This window comes from Vibrio celticus, from assembly GCF_024347335.1.
Lineage (GTDB): Bacteria > Pseudomonadota > Gammaproteobacteria > Enterobacterales > Vibrionaceae > Vibrio > Vibrio celticus.
The window spans coordinates 1532594-1552959 of record NZ_AP025464.1; the positions used below are offsets into that span (position 1 = coordinate 1532594).

The 20366-nt window shown below is 44.4% G+C and carries 12 protein-coding genes and 1 pseudogene; 7 read left to right on the forward strand and 6 right to left on the reverse strand.

The features are described from left to right. Positions 1-112: 112 nt before the first annotated feature. Positions 113-2545, reverse strand: a complete 2433-nt coding sequence (locus tag OCV19_RS22790; RefSeq protein WP_065676074.1) for a hybrid sensor histidine kinase/response regulator — start codon at positions 2543-2545, stop codon at positions 113-115. An 80-nt stretch (positions 2546-2625) separates the two neighbouring features. On the opposite strand from OCV19_RS22790, the gene OCV19_RS22795 reads away from it, so the two are divergent. Continuing rightward, positions 2626-3384: a substrate-binding periplasmic protein gene (locus OCV19_RS22795; protein ID WP_019823349.1), complete on the forward strand. Its 759-nt coding sequence runs from the start codon at positions 2626-2628 to the stop codon at positions 3382-3384. 204 nt (positions 3385-3588) lie between these two features. On the opposite strand, the gene OCV19_RS22800 is transcribed toward OCV19_RS22795, so the two are convergent. Both OCV19_RS22800 and OCV19_RS22805 read right to left on the reverse strand, forming a co-directional pair. Continuing rightward, positions 3589-4149: an NADAR family protein gene (locus OCV19_RS22800; protein ID WP_065676075.1), complete on the reverse strand. Its 561-nt coding sequence runs from the start codon at positions 4147-4149 to the stop codon at positions 3589-3591. Between the two features lie 189 nt (positions 4150-4338). Continuing rightward, positions 4339-4533 (reverse strand): PA3496 family putative envelope integrity protein, encoded by a 195-nt coding sequence (locus tag OCV19_RS22805; protein WP_004736928.1) that lies wholly within the window; start codon positions 4531-4533, stop codon positions 4339-4341. 185 nt (positions 4534-4718) lie between these two features. On the opposite strand from OCV19_RS22805, the pseudogene OCV19_RS22810 reads away from it, so the two are divergent. Together OCV19_RS22810 and OCV19_RS22815 are read left to right on the forward strand one after the other, a co-directional pair. After that, positions 4719-5585, forward strand: a pseudogene (locus OCV19_RS22810) (ABC transporter ATP-binding protein). After that, the gene (locus OCV19_RS22815) at positions 5582-6100 is read left to right on the forward strand and encodes a transcriptional regulator (RefSeq protein ID WP_065676076.1); all 519 of its coding nucleotides are present in this window, start codon (positions 5582-5584) and stop codon (positions 6098-6100) included. Before OCV19_RS22810 ends, OCV19_RS22815 begins: the two are co-directional and overlap by 4 nt. Before the next feature lie 380 nt (positions 6101-6480). On the opposite strand, the gene OCV19_RS22820 is transcribed toward OCV19_RS22815, so the two are convergent. Then, positions 6481-8460 (reverse strand): replication initiator protein RctB domain-containing protein, encoded by a 1980-nt coding sequence (locus OCV19_RS22820; protein WP_017071247.1) that lies wholly within the window; start codon positions 8458-8460, stop codon positions 6481-6483. Positions 8461-9721: 1261 nt separating this feature from the next. Between OCV19_RS22820 and OCV19_RS22825 the strand changes: the two genes are divergently transcribed. The 4 genes from OCV19_RS22825 (at position 9722) to OCV19_RS22840 (ending at position 16197) form a co-directional block, all read left to right on the forward strand. Further along, positions 9722-10939, forward strand: coding sequence for a ParA family protein (locus OCV19_RS22825; protein ID WP_017061213.1), 1218 nt, complete (start codon positions 9722-9724; stop codon positions 10937-10939). Positions 10940-10944: 5 nt separating this feature from the next. Then, a complete protein-coding gene (locus OCV19_RS22830; protein WP_065676077.1) occupies positions 10945-11919 on the forward strand; it encodes a ParB/RepB/Spo0J family partition protein in 975 nt (324 codons plus the stop codon). 93 nt (positions 11920-12012) lie between these two features. Beyond that, the gene (locus OCV19_RS22835) at positions 12013-14106 is read left to right on the forward strand and encodes a GNAT family N-acetyltransferase (RefSeq protein WP_065676078.1); all 2094 of its coding nucleotides are present in this window, start codon (positions 12013-12015) and stop codon (positions 14104-14106) included. Positions 14107-14526: 420 nt separating this feature from the next. Then, positions 14527-16197, forward strand: coding sequence for a DUF342 domain-containing protein (locus tag OCV19_RS22840; protein ID WP_065676079.1), 1671 nt, complete (start codon positions 14527-14529; stop codon positions 16195-16197). A 123-nt stretch (positions 16198-16320) separates the two neighbouring features. Here the strand turns inward: OCV19_RS22840 and OCV19_RS22845 are convergent, their stop codons facing one another. Together OCV19_RS22845 and OCV19_RS22850 are read right to left on the reverse strand one after the other, a co-directional pair. After that, entirely contained in the window at positions 16321-18435 is a 2115-nt protein-coding gene (locus tag OCV19_RS22845; RefSeq protein WP_065676080.1) for a type I secretion system permease/ATPase, read from the reverse strand. Between the two features lie 18 nt (positions 18436-18453). Then, a complete protein-coding gene (locus tag OCV19_RS22850; protein WP_065676081.1) occupies positions 18454-20364 on the reverse strand; it encodes a bifunctional diguanylate cyclase/phosphodiesterase in 1911 nt (636 codons plus the stop codon). Positions 20365-20366 lie beyond the last annotated feature (2 nt).

Sequence of the window (20366 nt, forward strand, 5' to 3'; positions counted from 1 at the left end):
CCACCTTTGTCATTTCTTTCACACGATACTTCAAATATAACCAACGGCATAAAAGACGGTGTCTAACTCGCCTCATTACTCTTTTAATGAAAGTAAGATTAGATATACTCAACTAAACAATTTGCTGCTCATGCTCTTTGTTTGATTCGGTCTCTTTCGACAAGAAACTCGCTACGATCTCTCTCAGTTTGCCTTGGTTAACAGGTTTAGGTAAAAACTCATCCATGCCTACATCGAAGCACAAATGCTTGTCTCGCTGTACGACGTTGGCCGTCAGCGCAACGATTGGGATGTGCTTTGAAGAGCCTTCTTCGAGCGCTCGGATCTGCTTGGTCGCTTCGAAGCCATCGAGAATCGGCATCTGACAATCCATAAAAATCATCTCGTATTCGTTGGCTTTGAATTTCTCGACACCAATTTCACCGTTGTCGGCAATATCAACCTCAAAGCCAAGCTTCTTGAGCATCATCTTGGCAACTTGCTGGTTTACTCGCGAGTCTTCAACGACCAAAACCGTACCACTAAATTCTCCGGCAACCGCGACAGGTTTTGACTCTGCTTGAACTGGATCTTGTTTAACGGCTTGCGGGGCGTTTACAGAGACATTGGAAGCCTCTTTAACAACCGCCGCAGGTTTGCTTAACGGCACAGGTTCATTGTCTTTAAACGCAACCTCTCCTCTATTCGGATAGGTAAAGACTGAAGTATCAGCGGCTCTCGCGAGTACCTCACTGATGGTCCATTTAAGCTGATTATCTTGGTAAGGGCGCGCAATGTAGGCAACAAAACCGACTTGTTTAGCACGAGCTTCATCTTGCTTTCTAGGGTCAGCAGAGATCATTACTAACTTAGGACATTCAACACCAAAGCGTTCAACTAAGCTTCTCGCCAGTTGAAAGCCATCAACGGACGGCATTACTTTGTCTATCAGCACGAGATCATAAGGTGATGACTGAGCCACAGACTCTGAAACCAACTCTAACGCTTGGTTTGCCGTTTCACAGCACTCAGACTTAACGCCAAAGGATTGAAGCTGTGTAGACGTTATACGCATGTTCAGCTGGCTATCATCCACGAGCAAAACCGAAACCTGATTGAAATCAATATTGCTTTCGTCGGCTTCTAAACACGGGTCAAAGTCAGCCGTAAAATAGAAGGTACTGCCCTGACCTTCAACACTGGTGAGTTCAAGCTTGCTGCCCATCAATGCCACGATCTTCTCGCATATTGTTAGACCAAGCCCTGTGCCTCCGTAAATACGCGTGGTACTGCCATCGGCTTGTTGAAACTTATCGAACACCGATTTCTGTTTGTCTTCTGCAATACCGATACCGCTGTCGATAACCTCGAATTTCACTCTGAGTTTTTGCTCAGGCTCAACCACCTCTTCCAAACGAAGTGAGAGTGTGACGTGGCCGTGCTCGGTAAATTTAATCGCGTTGCCTACTAAGTTATTTAGGACTTGTCTTAGTTGAGTACCGTCGCCAATCACCATGGTTGGGATCTTAGGGTCGATCGCTAATTGGAATCGAAGCCCTTTCTGTTCGGCTTTCACTCGGAAGGTTGATTCAACGTCAGCCGCAATGCCCATCATTTTCATCGGCTCTTGCTGAAGCTCTAGTCGCCCTGCTTCGATCTTCGAGTAATCGAGAATATCATTGATTAAGTCGAGCAAAGTAAGCGAAGAGGTGTTGAGCATGTTGATGTACTCTTTTTGCTCTTTCGGCATATCCATTTCAGAGAGCAAAGACGACAACCCGATAATCCCATTCATTGGGGTACGGATTTCGTGACTCATATTGGCAAGGAATTCACTTTTATTGCGGTTGGCCACCTCAGCAACGTCTTTGGCTTTTTCCAGCTCTTGATATTGTTGACGAATACGTTCTACCGATCGGTTATAGCTACTCTCCAGAGTCGATATCTCATCTTTGTAAGTAGAGTGAGTTGGCGTTATAAAGCGCGGTTTGTTGTCTTCGACCTGTTGCTGGTTGATTTGGGAAGACATAGTCATCAAACGTTTTACGACAAGACGATAGACGATGGTTAAACATACCAGAGACAACAAGAAGATTTTAACGGCTTCGAAGGCGAGCAACAATAACACTCGTTCTTCAAAGTCATTGAGGATCATGCTCAAGTCAGATTGCACCGTGAGCGTCGCCAATGGGAAGTCTGTACCGCCCATCTGGTGCACCATTTCCCAAGACTGAGAATAAGATTGGCCTTCGGTCTTTTGACCTAACTCTAGAATTTTTTCATCGGGACTTTCGATAAGAAGGTAACTGACCGAAGGGAGGCGAGAGATGCCTTCGGCTTGCACAAACAATTGCTCTCGATCTTCAACCCACAAACTAGACGTTAAACCAGACAGGTAGCCAGCCTTGACCAGCTCGATCTGAGAGCTGATAAAAGAAACTCGACTTTGGTACTCTACATACAACCCGAGACCTGTCACTATAACTGTGAATAAGGTACTGATCGCTATTATCATCCCGATCAACTGTCGGGAGAGTCCAACGTAGCGTTTTCCTTTTGTCACCATACACGAATTACCATTATTGTTATCCTAGCAAACTACAATTAGTATAATAGTAGTCATTCATCAAATAACTAGGGAAGGTTATGAAAAAACATCTTATCGTTGCATCCATAGTCAGTTTGTTTTCAAGCAGTTATGCTTCTGCAAGCGAACCCCTTCACTACTACATTATTGCGAGCCAAGCGCAACCTTTTCAAATCGAAACTGACGGGTCATCTCACAGAGGAATCGTTTCAGATATTGTGGAAGCCGTGTTTGATGACAGCCAATATGAGATCAACTACCACACCTACCCTTTTAATCGAATGATCGACAAGCTCGATGCGAGAGAGAATCCAAACTGGGTTACCTATGGCAGCCCTAGTTGGGGGAATATTCAATCTGCGAACCTATCTGAAGACCCGATTTACAATGTAAAACACGTATTACTCAGCAGCGGTAAAAAGCCATTTGAGTTCAATACAATCGATGATCTCGATGGGAAAGCCGTGGTATTGCTGAAAGGATTTGAGTACCCGAATTTGGAACCTTATATCCAACAAGGCAAGCTCAACGAGATTCGAGTAAAAGATTACACTGCTGCGTTTCGTGTCCTGAACCGAGCACCTGGCGATACCGTGTTTGTAGAAATGGAATCACGAATCAAATACAACCTAAACGAGCAAAAACTGAGTATTGATGATTACCAGATGCAGGAGTTTGGTTCTGTAATCAATAACTATCCTATCCATTTGGCGTTTGACCCTGAGATGGATCCTAAGCTGCAAAGCTTCATCAACCAACGCCTCGACCAAATGAAAGACGATGGACAGCTTGACGACATCGTACAGAGTTACTTGTAGCACCAGCGTTACGTCGAACTTAGCAACGGATAGCTTGATAGCGAATAGTTTGATGACGAATAGCTTGATAACACACTTTAACTATCGTTGATGCCTGACTCTATAAAACCGAAAAGGCCGCCCTGCTTAATGCTAGATAGCAGAGCGGCCTTTTAAATGCGTCTAAGGGATAATCATAAGCATGTCGCTATCTGAATCGACGAATCAGTGCGAAGCAATAAAATGCAGTTGCTGAGTACGAAGCTGGTGACGCACTGCCATCAGAATCTTACCCAAATGGTTCTCGCCGGTTCCATCGCCTCCATCGCCCCAGAAGTGGTCTTTATGCGAATGTTCTTTGATCACCGAATCTCCGGTGTTGGTAAGAAACAACGCAAACTGTGGATTCTGTCTGAACTTCTCCGTCACAATAAACTGCATCACTTCAACACGAATGTCATACCAATCTTCGCGAACTTGGTCTTCGTAGTCACGACTTAAAGAGAACGCTTCGGCAGGTGTACTGGCTTCTAAAATGGTATTGCGTAGCGCTTCGGAGGCAAACTTCATCGCTTGATAATAATGTTCGCTGGTTGCCCAAACTTGATCACCCACCTTGATAGGACAAGCGGCAAAATTTGACAGGTATCCGTTCGGATCTTCGGGTTCGTAAAACAGCACTTCTTTAGCTTGAGCCACAGAATTAGACATAGCCTTCTCCTCACCAACGACATCGCATATTTTTGCTTTAACTTTAAAATTAGTGGCGTTGAATATGACTGTCAAACAACTTAGTTCAAGAGTATGCCATGTGCGTGTTTTTCATCTGAAAAGCGTAATATCAAAAGGGATAGGCTAAACGGAACAGTGAGCTAAAGAATCAAGGGGTCGATTCAATCTGGATAGGAACTATTAAAAAATACATATAAATCAAAGGGTGGCGTTGTACCACCCTTCTAAATGCAATGAGGGTTATTAGTGAATAAGACCTAGCTCCCTCGCTTCTTCCAGACTCAAACCGCTTTCTCTAATCTCTCTTAGAGCCTCGATACGACGACGAGCTTCAGCAGACTTCATTTTCTTTTCTGGTTTGAAAGATACCTCTTCTTCAGCATCCCACTTGTTTGCAATATTTGTCATTTCATCATGGTTGATAGAATTAATGGACATGTTTCCCTCCGAAAAGCACCATGTAATGGACAGGTAATCTGTAGCAAATGCTTTTTCGCTTGTTAAGAAATTCTGTACTGAAGTGTGATGATTCCGACGCTTCACAAAGCTAATTAATAAATGCCTCATTTAAACTTTGCCAAAGCTATTTTCTGCAATTACATTTAAAAGATTCCCCATAAGAAATGTGGTTTGATCCAACTCTCATTTTCCCCGCTTTCAATGCAATAAAATCCGTTAGCTTTCACATAGGCTAAGGCGAGATTTTCGGCTTAGCCGGAGAATCAGGTTGTGGTAAAAGCACCTGCGCACGATTTTTACCCTACAGCGAAGGGAGAGATACTGTTCAAAGGCAGGGACATCTCTACGCTGAAAAGCCGTAAAGATATCTTGGATTATCGCAGCCGTGTGCAAATGGTTTTTCAAGACCCCTTTGGTTCACTCAATCCCACTCACACCATTTAACGCGCCCACTTAAGATCCATAAAAAGGTAGCTACTAAACAGGCTCTCACAGAGCGCCTCAAAGAGTTGTTAACGCTGGTGGAGTTACCCATCGAAACTCTCGCCAAATACCCGCACGAGCTCAGTGGAGGCCAAAGACAGAGGGTTAACCTAGCCAGAGCACTGGCCGTTGGCGCTGAGGTTATTCTTGCTGACGAACCCACCTCGATGTTGGACGTCTCGATTCGACTTGGCGTGTTGAACCTAATGCAAAAAATGAAAAAAGAGTTGGGAATTGGCTTTTTGTACATAACCCACGATCTTGCCACAGCACATTACATCGCAGAAGAGACAGCGGTGATGTACAAAGGACAGATCGTCGAATGGGGATCAACCCAGTCGATCTTAACCAATCCACAACACCCGTACACTAAGTTGTTGATCTCTGCAGTCCCTGATCCCGATCTGCCATTTGGCGAACTCGTCAAAAATGAGCCAAACTATTCAATAGACGCTGATCGTATTCGAGAGCAGAGCAGTGAAATACAGCATGAAATCAAACAAGTTGCTGATAATCACTTTGTAAAACAGTGGGATAACGTTGCATGAATGAACTAGACACTTGGTTAGAGCGGATCGGAGATTGGTACAAAGACCGAAAGCATGATCAAGTGGACCGGTTAGAGCCTTTGATCTTAACGCCTCCAGATGCGCTCTGGGGGCCATTGATCACGGATGAGCAGAGTAAAGGCATCGCATGTTGGCTAGACGGGTGCCTGAGAATCTTTACTTTCTATCGCCACCTCGCGGATTCATCGAATCCGGAGTTGGCCTCGCAGGAGGTCAGCAGTTCAAGCCATCAAGATAAAGCCTACCAATACCTGATGTTTGCCTACAGCAAGCTGCAAACGGTGTCATGCGACCCAAAATCAGAAGCAGGATTGCAAGAATGGTGTACACAGCGGCTACAACACTTGTGTGTATTGGCTTTGGAGTTTACGAACCAACAGCAAGAACCACGTTGGAAAGCAGAATCAGAGAAATTGATCGAATCGCATGTGCGTTTTATGGCAACCCATCCCCGAAACGATGATCAAGGCAGCATTCAACGCCATCTCCACTGATCAAGCCCTTCTCGATCAAACATGAAATCAAAATCTCATCAGAGCTAGATCCGTAGAAAGCATGATCTAGCCTTGATCATGCTTCGGCATTTAATTCTTTAAGTTATTGAATTTTAATGATTGACTGAATTTAAGGCAAAAAAAAGCGAGTCCCTTAGGAACTCGCAAAAATCTATTCAGTATGATGTAACAAAATATGAGCCAATCTATTAATCATAAGAAAGGACAAAGGTTGTCTATTCGGGATAAATAATAATCAACTAGATGCGTTACTTTGTCATCAGTTTGTCAGCGTTAGGTGCGATTTTAATCAGCACCCAATGTGTTCAAAACTATCCATTCAGCGACGGTAAAACAGGCTTATCGCGATAGGATAATGACTAGTGGCCAATCGCCATTTCATCGAGCGCAAGGAACACGTTTTCATCTAAATGGCCTTCATGAACTTGTTTACACACTTTACGACGCACCGCTAAGCCAGAGATCAAACGTTCAATGGACAGATGTCGATTGCTGGTGCTATCTCGGTCGTTATATAGCTCAATCAAGCGACTCAGTGTTTCGTATGGGATAACGTCCTCCCCTACTCTCAACCAATCAAGCTTCTCAATGAGCTCTGAGCACTCTTCTTTGATTGAGGCATGTGAGTGCCCTGTCATAGCAGATAAAGCCGTTATGCTGCGTTCTAGAGCCTCTGCAGAGGTATATTTAGAGAGAGTAATCATGATCTCGTCAGCGTTGATCTCAACAGAGTGTTTACGTTGCTTAACTCGACGTCCCAATTTGCCTCTTGGCGACGGTGCTTTACGCTGAATTGGCTCAAACTCACCGTCGATAATCTCAGACAGCTCTTCCAGTTTCTGCTTAGACACCATTTCGTTACGAAGTGGGTTCGGCAGCGTTGGTGCCATATTACGCTTACCCGCGTTAGTGGTACGCGCTCTTGAGTAACGTAAGACTTCTTCCACATTACATTTGATATCTACCTGATAATCGGTCGTTTTCCCTTTTTCGATCAACGCGGTGATCGTCAAGTGATACCCCCAAAGATTAACCAGGAAGGTATCTTCTTGATCCCCGACCTCACCCAGCTTTCTAAGCTCGCGGATCAGATCCATCGAGAAACGACGCCAATCGATGTTACGCGCCAATTTCTGGTTGAGCTCACTGAGCAACATGCTATCTGAATGGCGACGTGCCATGCGGCTTCTAAAGTACGAATACATTTGGAAGACCAAGGTATGTTGCTTCAGGATTTCTGGCGGAAATAGGAAGAAATAATCACGCGTCAGCAGCTCTTCGTAGAACGAAGGTTCCCAAACCAGGATGTATAGGTTCGGCTTAATGCGAATTTCGCCGTCAGAGCCCTCTGTAGGCGCTTCTTCCGATGCGGTAATGGTTCTAGCTAAGAATCGGAAACGATCACTCTTAAAGCCTTCTGGCATGTTCTCACTAAGCCAGCGACCTGTAAGCTCGTGCAGTTGGAAATCCGTGAATTCGATACGATCAATACTGTCGCGGATCGAATCACGTGCAGGTCCGCTGTCTTTCTTGCCACGTAAAGACAAAATATCAGTGATGTAGAGTGGTGTTTTGTTCGGCGTGTGTTTCGCGTCTAGATGGTAATCATCTTGGTGATGATCATGATATTGAACGGTGAGCGTGAATAACGCGAATAACGTCATCAGATCGTCAACGGTCATGATGTTTTTAGAAGATCTTGTCTCGATCACAGCTCGAGTGCCAGAGATCGAAACCATGGATTTCTGGTAGCTCTTACGAGTTCTAGGTGGCGCTAACGCTTGATCAATAATCCCCGCCCAATTGGTTGGCGAAACAATGAATTGATCCGCTTCATCTTTCATCGTTGGTGGGGTATTCAACCCATGTTCATTCAGTAAGCGCTTGTTTACTTTGGTTTGAGCTAGGGCTTTAGAGCGCTTTTGCTTTTCATTTTGTTTCACGCTTTCTGTCACTAAGCTGGTGGCACCCAGTACCGATATCAATTGGTTTGGGTTCACAAAGCGATGCAACATGGTTTTACCAGCAAGGCCTTCTTCAAAGCGAACGGGGATTTGTTTGAACAATCCGATATTGACTGCTGCTCTCAGCCTTTGCTGTAAGGCCGCACGAGTGACTTGACCATCAGTTGATTCAATAATCTCAGTGGTGGAAACGTACCCGTCTTTGCTGCTAAACCCACGAAGTGAAATTAGGTTAAGAAGCTCAACTATGCTTTTGGTGACACCTTTGAAGTGTTGATATTGTTCTATCCATTCAACGGCTGTTTCAGATACCTCAAATAAATGACCATCTTTGTGGCTTCGTGCCTTAATTAACAATTTCTCTTCTGGTTTCATTTTTGATCCGTATCACACTAACCGTAATTTCACTATAGTTCCTGAATGATAAAGAAAGAATGATCATAAATAAAGAGAATTTATTGGCTTTTAAATAACTGATCTTTTTGATTAATATGATCTTAAATGATTAAGTGATCTAATGATCTGGACGCAACTTTGCTTTTAAGTGGCTGAATTTAAAGTATTAAAATAAATCGCCTTGGAAAGCATGATCATAAGGGTTCCGAAACTATGATCATTATACTTAAGAAAGCATGATCACAGAACATCAGAACGATGATCATTAAGTCATTGTAAGCATGATCATTATTGGTTCGAAAGCATGATCATTATACTTATACAGCTTATCCACAGATCGGAATTCAACATCGGTTTCTAAGTCGCTTTTGACTTGTCTATGTGGACACTTGTGGCGGCCAATCTATCGGAACAATGATCAAGAGAGCATACTTTTTTATCGTTCCTACCCTATTGAGTGCAAAATTTAGTCTGTATACGCTGGAAATGGATTGCTTTGATGTATTTAGCGCTGGTGGGTCTTAACTAGGAAGCATGATCATGAAATTGTCATGTTTGTGTATTCTCGGTCTGTGTCGATTGAATTTTCAATCATTGAGCCCTTATAGGCGTTGAATCCCCATTCCAAAAGCATTTATCCGTAACTTAGCTCATAAATTACATGCTTCCGGAACTATGTTTACTTGATCATTTTTCCGGAGGTTGATCATTTCCAATGTGCAGTTGCTCGGATCAATATTGTTCAGTTTACGCCTTGATCATGCTTCATAGTTTGGCGTTATTAATTATCTTACACTGGATGTGGTCCATGATCATTCTTCCGGTTAGGCTCCAATCCTCTGCTGTTTTTTGACATCCCGTCTTCTCTTCTGTTTTGAATCTTATTGTTCATTGAGCGTTTTTTAATTTTTATTGTATTGAAAATCTATAAATTCGAATGCAAATCACACCAACCGTAATCTACGGTTGTATTTCAATCGTTCCGAAGGTTTTTCGCTGAAATTCCATTTACATTGTAAATAAGTGATGCTGTAACATTTTAAATGTAGGTTAGAAATAACATGGTTATGCATGATAAAAACGGTCATTTTTGTGTTTGTCTAAGGCGATGTTTCATCAAATTGTAAAAACGCGGTCTATTTTATGTGATTTTACTCATAAATGTATGTTCATGTTTTTGTTGTGTTTGCTGTTAATCGCTGTACAATTTGTGCTTAGTTAATCATTACGGAAACTGGCAATGAAAAGAGAACAAACGATTGATAAGCTCTATCAGCTAGCCGAACAAACTCAACAAGTTCAGGCTGACCGAATTGAGATTATTTTGGAAGAGCGAAGTGATGAACATTTCCCTCCAATGTCTAAAGCTATGATGGAGACTCGTTCTGGCTTAACGCGTCGTAAACTCGATGAAGCGATCACTAAACTTGAAGCTGATGGCCATCAGTTTACAAAGAACAACGCCAATCATTACTCGATTTCATTGACAGAAGCTCACATGCTGATGGACGCGGCAGAAGTGCCAAAGTTCCATGAACGTAAGCAGCACGCTGACAATAAGCCATGGATTATCAACGTACAAAACCAGAAGGGTGGCACGGGTAAATCAATGACAGCGGTTCACTTAGCCGCTTGTTTGTCTCTGAATTTAGATAAGCGCTACCGTATCTGTCTGATTGACTTGGATCCACAGGGCTCTTTGCGTCTATTCCTAAATCCACAAATTAGTGGGGCAGAGCACGACAGCATCTATTCTGCCGTCGATATCATGTTGGACAACGTGCCTGAAGGCCAAGATGTCGATTTAGAGTTTCTTCGTAAGAACGTACTATTGCCAACTCAGTATCCAAACCTGAAGACAATTTCTGCATTCCCGGAAGATGCGATGTTTAACGCTGAAGCGTGGCAAAGCCTTTCACAAGATCAGTCACTTGATATTGTTCGTCTATTAAAAGAGAAGCTTATCGACAAAATCGCCGATGATTTCGATGTGATTATGATTGATACCGGCCCGCACGTTGACCCTCTAGTATGGAATGCAATGTATGCGTCGAACGCACTTCTGATTCCATGTGCAGCTAAGCGTTTGGATTGGGCTTCAACGGTTAACTTCTTCCAGCACTTACCAACGGTTTACGAAATGTTCCCGGATGACTGGAAAGGGCTCGAATTTGTTCGTCTAATGCCAACTATGTTTGAAGACGACAACAAGAAACAGGTGTCAGTTCTGACTGAAATGAACTACCTGTTGAATGATCAAGTAATGATGGCAACCATTCCAAGAAGCCGTGCTTTTGAAACCTGTGCCGACACTTACAGCACGGTTTTCGATCTAACGGTGAGCGACTTTGAGGGCGGTAAGAAAACTCTAGCTGTTGCTCAAGACGCAGTACAAAAAAGTGCTCTAGAATTAGAGCGCGTATTACATAGCAACTGGCCTTCACTTAATCAGGGATAACAACAATGGCAATTAAAACATCTGACTTAAATGCAAAGCTATTTGGTAAAGCAAACAAACGTCGCGTAGTAACACCACAAGAAGCGCAAACAGCGGCAAAAGAACAGGCTCAAGTGATCGAGCTTTCTGTTGCTGGCGAAGATCTGGTTTCATTTGAATTGGTTCGAATTCCTGCGGCTGAAGTGGCTACTCGAACGGTTGTTTTTGAAGAGAACGCTCGTGAGCAATCTTTCTTAAACGAGCACGCGCTTTCTGATGTTCTTACAACATTGAAAGAACGTGGTCAGCAATACCCAGCGGTTGGTCGTAAGAACAAAGACGGTAAGATTGAAGTTCTTGATGGTAGCCGTCGTCGTATGTCATGTATTTTGGCTGACAAAGAGTTCCTAATCTACGTTGCTGAAAACATTAACGGCGAACACGCTAAGTTCCTATCAGACGTAGCTAACGCTCATAAACCGCTTTCTCTTTACGAGAAGGGCAAAGAGATGCAAGCGAAGCTGGACAAAGGCGAAGCTGAAGACCAGAAAGCACTGGCAAAAATGTTCCAGTGCAGTGAAGCTTTGGTGAGTGGTGCATTGAAAGCGGCCGCTTTGCCACTTGAATTGCTACAAGCTTACCCGAATGTGAGCGACCTTGGTCGTCCAACTATTGTTAAACTGCACAAGCAGTTTGGTGGATTGACGAGTGAACAGCAGCAAACACTGCTTACTAAGTGTGATGCTTCTGAAGGTTTCGTATGGCAGCGTAGCGAAGCTCAAGGCGTAACTCGTCTAACCAAAGACGTGACAGAAACTTTGGAAGGTTGGATTCTTGAATTGGCGCCAGCGCCAGCGAAGAAAGCTTCTCCAAAAGTTGAGCTTATTAAGGGGCGCGCATCATACAGCCGCAAGGGTTCAAACTTGACGTTGAACCTTAAGAAAGTTGATGATGCAACAATGGAAGAAATCCTCGCCTTCGTTCAATCGAAGCTCGACTAAGTCGACGACTTTTCATTACTCCTCTAAAGCCGCTTAATGCGGCTTTTTATTTGGCTGTGATAAACTGTGTTTAGATGAATCTGGACGCTAACTATGACAAACCCAACCAACACTTTTCTGCATACACTTTCTAATATTGCTCAACATAACGATCACCGTTACGGCGTGGTCTTTGATGGCGAATTTGATTGGCAAAACTCAGCTGTTTTTACTTTCCTTCAAGACTCACACACTCAGAGCATCTTCCAGATTGGCGGTACGCCATTTGAAGATGTGATTCATGCTCCAGTAAAAAAAGGCCAACAACTGCTTGGTCGTGAGTGCCAAGTTCTTATTTGTGACTTTAGAGAGCAGTTTGATGCGAATGGTTTTAGTGCCGCGCTGGGTTCGTTAGTTGGTGGTGGGCTGTTGTTGGTGTTGCCGCCAAAATTTGATGCCTCTGAAGATAGCGAAAGCTTTGGTCAACGTTGGTTAAAACGTCATTTCGATAAACTGATTTCTGTTTCACAACACAATGAAGCCGGCGATGTAGTTCAAGCTACTCACGCTCTTCCTCAGGTGCAAAGCGCCCAAAACGGATTGGATAAATTTGAACAGCAAAATACGGCTGTTGAATTAGTCAAAAAAGTGGTGTCTGGACATCGTAAACGTCCTTTGATTCTCACTGCGGATAGAGGGCGTGGTAAAAGCTCGACATTGGGTATTGCCGCAGCGCAGCTGTTAGTTGAGCGTCAGGGGTTTAATATTATTGTTACCGCGCCTTCAGTGAAAGCGGTAGAGCCGGTATTTTCTCATGCTAGCCAAGGGTTAGAATCTTGCGAAGTGGTTAACGCTACTCACATTCGTCATCAAGGTGGCAGTTTAAGATTCGTCGCAGCAGATGAATTACTTAAATCCAAGCCTGATTGCGATCTGTTATTGGTTGATGAAGCAGCTGCAATTCCAATTCCGATGCTTAAATCCATGGTCGACATCTATCACCGTATGGTCTTTTCAACCACGGTACACGGTTACGAAGGCAGTGGACGAGGGTTCGGTATTAAGTTTGAGTCTTGGCTTTCTGAGCATCGTCCGGGGTGGAAAGGCTTTAAGCTCGAACAACCGATTCGTTGGAATAACAACGATCCGCTAGAAGCTTGGTTGTTTGATTGCTTCCTACTTGGTAATGACGCATCACTCACTGAATTGGCGGTTGCTGAACTCGATGGCTTTTCTGCCGAGGCAATCAACCAATTAAACTTGGTCGAGTTATCAAAAGCAGAATGCTTGGCTAATCCTGAGCAGCTACAACAATGTTTTTCTCTTCTCGTGGATGCGCACTATCAGACCTCGCCTAATGACTTAATGCAGTTTCTCAACAATCCAGCAATCCGTTTATACGCCGCTTGGCAGCAAGATGAATGTTTAGGTTGTATGTTAGTGACGGAAGAGGGTGGTTTGGACAGCGAGTTGATTGCTCAAATTCAACTTGGAAAACGCAGGCCTCAAGGTCACCTTGCTCCCGTGTTATTGGCAAACCAACTTGGCTGTACTCCGGCGGCGACCAGTCGGTGCCTTCGAGTTATGCGCATTGCTGTTTCAACGCGTCATCAAGGTTTGGGTATTGGCCGTTGGATGTTGGCTCAGTTATCACAGCAAACCAGCCAAGCAGATTATCTGGCGACAAGCTTTGGCGCGACCAGCGAGTTGATTTCTTTTTGGCGTGGTAGTGAATTTGAAGCTGTGCACATTGGCCACCAGCGAGATCAGGCAAGCGGCTGTCACTCGGTTCTGATGGTTAAGGCCCTTAACTCAAACTCTCAAAGTTGGATTAACCAAGTTCAAAATCACTTCGAGCGTAGCTACTGTTTTCTTGTTTCAGGTTCTTTGGTTTCACTTGAAACCGATATGGTGCGAGCTCTGCTGCCAAAGAGTGTCGATGCCGTTGGCGAGTTTGAAACTCAGTTAGTTAGAAATTACGTGAACGGTGGCAACAGTTATGATGCGATCAGCTTCAGCGTACTGAACTTGATTCTACTCAGTAACGATCGAAACATAGGTATTTCTGACTTACTCATCGCAAAGGTTGTTCAGCAGAAAGAGTGGGGGACTTGTGTCGAACAGTTAAATGTTGTTGGTCGCAAACAAGCAGAGATTCAGTTTCGTAAAGACGTCGATGCATTGCTAGCAAATTTACACTGTAAATAGATAGGACATCAATAAAATAGACCGACCGCTACAAATTAGATTTACAGTGTAAATTAGAATCTTGGATTTACACTGTAAACTGAAGCTCCATATTGAAATCCGTTTTGACCCTGATTATCTGTTTAATCACTTCCGTTTCATCTCTCCATGACAGCCTTTAATCTTCTAAAGCTATTCGTCTTTACTATCTTGCACCAATATCGAATCGACATTCAATCACACTAAATATTATGAAAAAGTCTCCCTATGTATTTGTAAAGGCGAAGCAGATCATAAAATGTGTAAGTCTTATTTATGAGTCATGTTTGCAGAATCGAAAGTAAGTGATGTGACGCTGATTATTCTAATAATGTGATACTCAGCGCAGAATGAATTATATAGACTGAATAACAACTGAGTCATTAGGGATACTCAATTCGAATGTGGGATAACATCGTTACATTGTCGGAAGACAAGCAACAAGTAATGGCATGTCTGCCAACCGGGACAGTGGTTGACGCAAGCTTTGATAACAAGACGCTGCCACCAACCTTGGAAGCTTTGAATGCATCAAACTATTTTCTTTTCGAAGAAGAGGTCTTGCGTTTCGTTACTCTTGCTAAAGAAGGTAAGGGTGAAGCTTATGAAGGAATCTTGATTGCTGAAGTTCGAAATGCCAGTGTTGCGGTCGAACTGTCTGATGATGAGATGTTGGCGAGTCTCGTTGTCACTGGTCCCTACAATGGACACCCACTGCGTGGCAGCGACATCATTCATTGTTTATCTCAAGCTCAAATAACAAAAGGAATAAATAAGTTAGCGCTCAGAAAAGTTCTGATGATGAGTAGCAAACTTAAGCCCGGCGAAAAGTTTACTCAGCCAGTCGCTAAAGGGACACAACCAGTAAAAGGTAAAGACGCTAAGTTTGCCGCTTTGGTTGAAGATATTACTCGTCAAGTATTGAAGCCTCGTAGTAAAGACGAAGGCAAGATTGATATGCGAGACTTGGGACAAACCATTACCGTTGGTCAAAATGATCACTTAATGAAACGAACCCCCGCTACCAAAGGCATCGCTGGCTTTACCGTTCAAGGCCGAATTATCCCACCGCTTCCTGGACAAGACAGTTTAATCAAGCCTGGAAAGGGCACCTACATCTCCCCTGAAGATCCCAATTTACTACTCGCCTCACACCCTGGATTGCCCATCATTAAAGACCGAACCATCGAAGTGGATGACGCCTTATGTGTCAGCAACGTCGATGTCTCAACTGGGCACGTTAAATTTAAAGGTAATGTCTTTGTCTCTGGCAACATCGAGCCGGGGATGATCGTCAAGGCGACCGGAAGTGTTACGGTTGGTGGCTTTATCGAATCGGCCGAAGTGCAAGCTCAGGGGGATGTCAAAGTCGCGAAAGGCATTATCGGCCACACGACCAAAGAGGGTGAGCCAAAAAGTTGTAAGGTATTCAGTAAAGGCTCTATCACAGCAAGCTACGCACAGAATGCCGAGCTACAAACGGCCAATGACCTTCGACTTGGTGTGCACAGTATGAGTAACGACATTCGCTGTGGTAACAACCTTATCGTGATGGACAGCTTGAAAAAACACGGCACGCTAAGCGGTGGTGAAGCCAAAGTCGGCGGAAAGGTCGAATGTGTCTTCTTAGGCGTTGAGGGAGATACCGCAACCAAGGTACATGGTTTTGCGCGCTACGATGGCTACCGCCAAAAGATAGCCGAGCTGAAGGAAACTTATAAACACACTCAAGAGCAAACCATGGGTGTTATTCGCCAAGAGTTGGAATTTAAGAAGCGCCCGAAAGCCGAGAGAAACGAAGAGCAAGCTCTAGAAATTGAGCAACAACGTGAGAAGAACAACCTCGCTATTGAAAACACGAAGTCGCAGTTAGATACACTCGAAGCGGAGTTTGAAACCAACCTTGCTGAATGTACGGTAGAGGTGCACGAAAAAGTGTATACCCGAGTGACGATTCAATTTGGTGATGAGACAGTCACAACCAAGCGAACCCACGGCGGAAGTGTTTTCTCATTCAACCAATACGAGATCCAATGTTCGTTTAAGATGGAGCAAGAGGATATTGCTTTGTAGGCTTTGTGTTGAACATAAGTGATGTGTGGTTTAGGTGACGATACTGACAAATAGAAAAAAGGGGAGCTGATGCTCCCCTTTTGGTTTCTACTGATAACGATTTATTTAGGTGATTTGAGCGCCCTAACTAACGGCTCTCACTCGACCTTGTTTAAGGTCTGAAAGAACCTGTGCTTTTGGACCATCTGCAATGATGCAGCCTTTCTCCATAACGATCACTCGATCGACAATGTCCAACATCGACGTTTTGTGTGTAATCAGAATTAACGTCTCGCTTGGTAGCAATTGGTTAAGCTGGTGCTTGATGTGCATCTCTGAACGGTTATCCATAGCACTAGTCGGTTCATCCATTAACAAAACTGGCGGACGGCCTAGGAAGGCTCTAGCAATAGCAATTGACTGACGCTGACCACCAGACAGTAAAGCACCACCTTCACCCACTTGGCGTTCCAAACCTGCAGGATCTTGTTGAGTAAACGCGGTTACCCCTGCACGGTTTGCTGCATCCATCACGTCACGGTCATCTACTAAAGGGCGACCTAAAGTAATGTTGTCTCTTACCGAACCGTAGAACAAGTTACTGTCTTGCGGCACACAGCCTATATTGCGTCGTACGTCGACATGATGCAGTTGTTCCATATCGGTGTCATCAATGCGTACATGGCCCTCTGTGGGCTTGTAGAGGCCCATAATCAGACGTTCTAGTGTGGTTTTACCTGAACCGATACGTCCAATGATCGCCACTTTCTCACCGGGTTTAATATGCAGAATTAAATCTCTGATAGAAGCCACGGGCGAATCAGGGTAGTGGAACGTCACTTTGTCGAGCGAGATATGACCTTGAATAATCGGACGGTGGATGTAGCGCTTACCTTCTTCTTGTTCATCAGGCATCGACATCACTTGCTCAATCAGAGTCATTGATGATTTTGCTTGGTTGTAACGAGTCGAAAGTAGCGACAGCTGAACAAGCGGGCCAATCGCTCGGCCGCTCAACATGGTCGCGGCAATCAAGCCACCCATCGTAAGTTCGCCTTCCGCTATTAGGTACACACCAAAGATGATCATACCGACGTTAGTACTTTGTTGAACAAAGCCGGCGGTGTTTTGGATGCTGTCTGTGATGCGTCGGCTTTTTATATTCCAATTCGCCATGTGAGCAACGGCTTCTTCCCAACGGAATTGGAATTGGCTTTGCGCACTGAACAGCTTAACCGTCTCTAACCCTGCCAAACTCTCGATTAAGTTCGCGTACTTCTGCGAAGCAAGACGAGAGCCTTCTTCAATGGTGCGGCGCAGTGGGCCTTGGATTAGCAATGCATAGACGATCAAAATGACCACGCCAGCAACGGGAACGAATACGAGGTTTCCAGCCATTAACCAAATGAGTGCTAAGAACATCAATGCAAAGGGGAGATCGATGAGCGAGCCAATGGTTGCAGAGGTAAAGAATTCTCGAATGGATTCGAACTCTTGCAGGTTTTTAGCAAAAGCACCGACAGAAGCAGGCTTCGCTTCCATACGAATCCCCAGTACTTTACTGAACAGCTTGGAGGAAATGAGAATATCGGATTTCTTACCGGCAACATCAATGAAGTAGCTGCGCATCAATTTGAGCAACAAATCGAATAGGAACACGACGAAAATACCACTCGCTAACACCCACAAGGTCTCAAAGGCGAGGTTCGGTACGACTTTGTCGTACACCAAGCGTGTAAACATGGGCGCGGCTATCGCGAAGATGTTGATCAGAATTGAGGCTATCAACACATCTCGGTAGATGTTTTTAGATTCCCAAATCGTGCTCCAAAACCAGTGACCTTTGCGTGTTTTTAGAACCTCTGGTGAACGTTCATCATAACGGAACTGTTTCTTTACCAAGAAGTAGCGGCCGATAAATTGTTCTTTCAGCTCTTCGACAGGAATGATGATTGGCATCATTCCGCTTTCCGCAGTAATGATTTCCGCTTCTTGCTTCTCTAAATCGATACTGTTGAGAACGCACGCCTCACCTTGTTTAAGCAATAAAACTGCAGGCAGAATCAGGTGAGGGATCTTTTCTAAGTCGGAACGGTTTTCTTTCGCCACCAATCCTGCTCGCTCAGCTGAACGAGGGAATAGGAAAGGGGTTAGCTTTCCGTCTGATAGTGGTAGCCCATTGATCAACGCTTCGGGCGAGTTAGCTAACCCGTAATATCGGCTAACGTAGATCAGTGAGTTCAATAGTGGATCTTGCATGTGATATAACCCTTACAACTATTTATCAACAATGAAGCCTTGGAACACTTCTACGTAGTTATCAGACAGAATATCTAGCTGAGTCTGAGTTTCTATTCGAGACGCAATGGTGGTGACGCCTAGGTTGTGAGCGGTTCTAGAGATCGACGTTAAGGTGAACTTCTGTTTTTCGTCATCAAGGTTATGTGTGAACAGGTAATCTAGCTTCACATAGCTTGGACGGTATTCGTTGATGTAATCCAGTGATTGGAAGTTACGTCCGTAGTTATCGACACCAAACACCGCTTCAGCGTTGCGAATGGTGTTACACAAGAGTGCCGTGTAGTGCGGAACGTTGATGAAGCAGTTTTCTGGAATCTCAAAGTGCAACAGGTGAGCGATTGAAGCATTCTGTTCAAGCGTCTTACCGATCCAACGGATGAAGCTTGGTTGAGAAATACTGCTTGGTGAAATATTAATAGCGACAGGGCTGGTTACTTCTTTTGCATTGAGCTTTTCAATCATCTTCTCGATAACGTATTGGTCGAGAATGTGGCTCATTTCAAGCTGTTCTAGCGCGTATAAGTACTGGTTAGCACCGTAACGCACGCCATCTTTTTCAATCGCAGAGAACACCTCTTGGTGATACGTTTTACCAAAGGCATTGTTTGCAGCCTGCAGACGGAAGGTAATGAGGTCGTTGATGATCGCTTCTTCAACCAACATGCGCCATTGTTGTTTGCCCATTACAGCGCCGTGATCGTCTGCGGTTACGTAGCCGTAAGACAGCTCTCGGTTCGCCTTGGCACTTGAAAGCGCGTTATCCACCAGCGACATGATTTCAGTACTGGTCTTACGCGTGTTGCTGTATGTCACACCAAGAGCAATATGTGGATTCGCAGTACCTGTTGGGTCTGAACCTAGGCCCTGGATACAGTTTACGATGCTGCTCGCGACAAGTTTCAGTTCGCTCTCATCAATGTTTGGCATGATGAAACCAAATTCGTCACTAGAAATTCGGGCGATGGTGATGTCTGGTGATGAAATTGAAGCCTGTAGCTGTTCAGCCAGTTGATGAACCAAGGCATCACCTTCTTGATAGCCCTTTTCATCGTACTCTTCACTAATAAACTCCGCTTTAAGTACCGCTAAACCACCTAAGCTCGACTCTTCTAACCATTGAGTTAACTGAGACATGTAGTAAGCACGGTTACCGAGCTGAGATACAGGGTCGATATACGCTCTTTCACGTAACTTCTGAGCTTCTTTCGCTTGGTTTTTAAATGCCAGTTCAACTTGAGTCGACATGTGGTTGATACCATCGACAACCAAGGTGAGATCTTTTGTCTTTGGACGAGCCAGTGGTTCGCCAAACTGATTCTTAGCGATCTGATCCATCTTAGTAATGATCAACGAGAGCGGGCGTAAAGCGCGTTTAAGGATCCAAGAGATAGACACTAAACCGAGCAAGAAGATCGTGCCAAAGATGCTCAGTAAGCGGATGAATGCTTGCCAAAGTTGATCGTAGGCAGGGCCAGGATGACTTACGATCTCGACTTCGGCCAATTGCATCCAGCCACTGGTGATCACGCGGCGGTCATGAACAGGCTCGAACAGGTTTAGGTTGGTAAACCACTCTGGTACGCCAGTTGGCTTTACAGGGTATGAGCGGAGAATGTCTTCACCGCTATCGAGAAAGATCAATCGAACGACTGAGTAAGAACTGCCATCAAACAGGGCGTTGATAACAGACTCCACTGCCACCTTGTCCTTTTCTTCTAGGTAAGGGGCGAGAGCCAGTCCAACAGTATTAATGGTATTACTTACCTCAGAGCGTTGCTGCTCCTCTAAGTATCCACGGGTGGTATTGAATTCGATCATAAAAACTGACGTCATCAGCAGAATGAACACTGCAACCATCCCGACCACAAGCTGTTTATATAAAGTCATTG

Coding starts and splice junctions, on each gene's coding strand:
- OCV19_RS22795 (WP_019823349.1), top strand. CDS start 2,626: ATGAAAAAACATCTTATCGTTGCATCCATAGTCAGTTTGTTTTCAAGC.
- OCV19_RS22835 (WP_065676078.1), top strand. CDS start 12,013: ATGACAAACCCAACCAACACTTTTCTGCATACACTTTCTAATATTGCT.
- OCV19_RS22830 (WP_065676077.1), top strand. CDS start 10,945: ATGGCAATTAAAACATCTGACTTAAATGCAAAGCTATTTGGTAAAGCA.
- OCV19_RS22845 (WP_065676080.1), bottom strand. CDS start 18,435: ATGCAAGATCCACTATTGAACTCACTGATCTACGTTAGCCGATATTAC.
- OCV19_RS22815 (WP_065676076.1), top strand. CDS start 5,582: ATGAATGAACTAGACACTTGGTTAGAGCGGATCGGAGATTGGTACAAA.
- OCV19_RS22850 (WP_065676081.1), bottom strand. CDS start 20,364: ATGACTTTATATAAACAGCTTGTGGTCGGGATGGTTGCAGTGTTCATT.
- OCV19_RS22790 (WP_065676074.1), bottom strand. CDS start 2,545: ATGGTGACAAAAGGAAAACGCTACGTTGGACTCTCCCGACAGTTGATC.
- OCV19_RS22825 (WP_017061213.1), top strand. CDS start 9,722: ATGAAAAGAGAACAAACGATTGATAAGCTCTATCAGCTAGCCGAACAA.
- OCV19_RS22805 (WP_004736928.1), bottom strand. CDS start 4,533: ATGTCCATTAATTCTATCAACCATGATGAAATGACAAATATTGCAAAC.
- OCV19_RS22840 (WP_065676079.1), top strand. CDS start 14,527: ATGTGGGATAACATCGTTACATTGTCGGAAGACAAGCAACAAGTAATG.
- OCV19_RS22820 (WP_017071247.1), bottom strand. CDS start 8,460: ATGAAACCAGAAGAGAAATTGTTAATTAAGGCACGAAGCCACAAAGAT.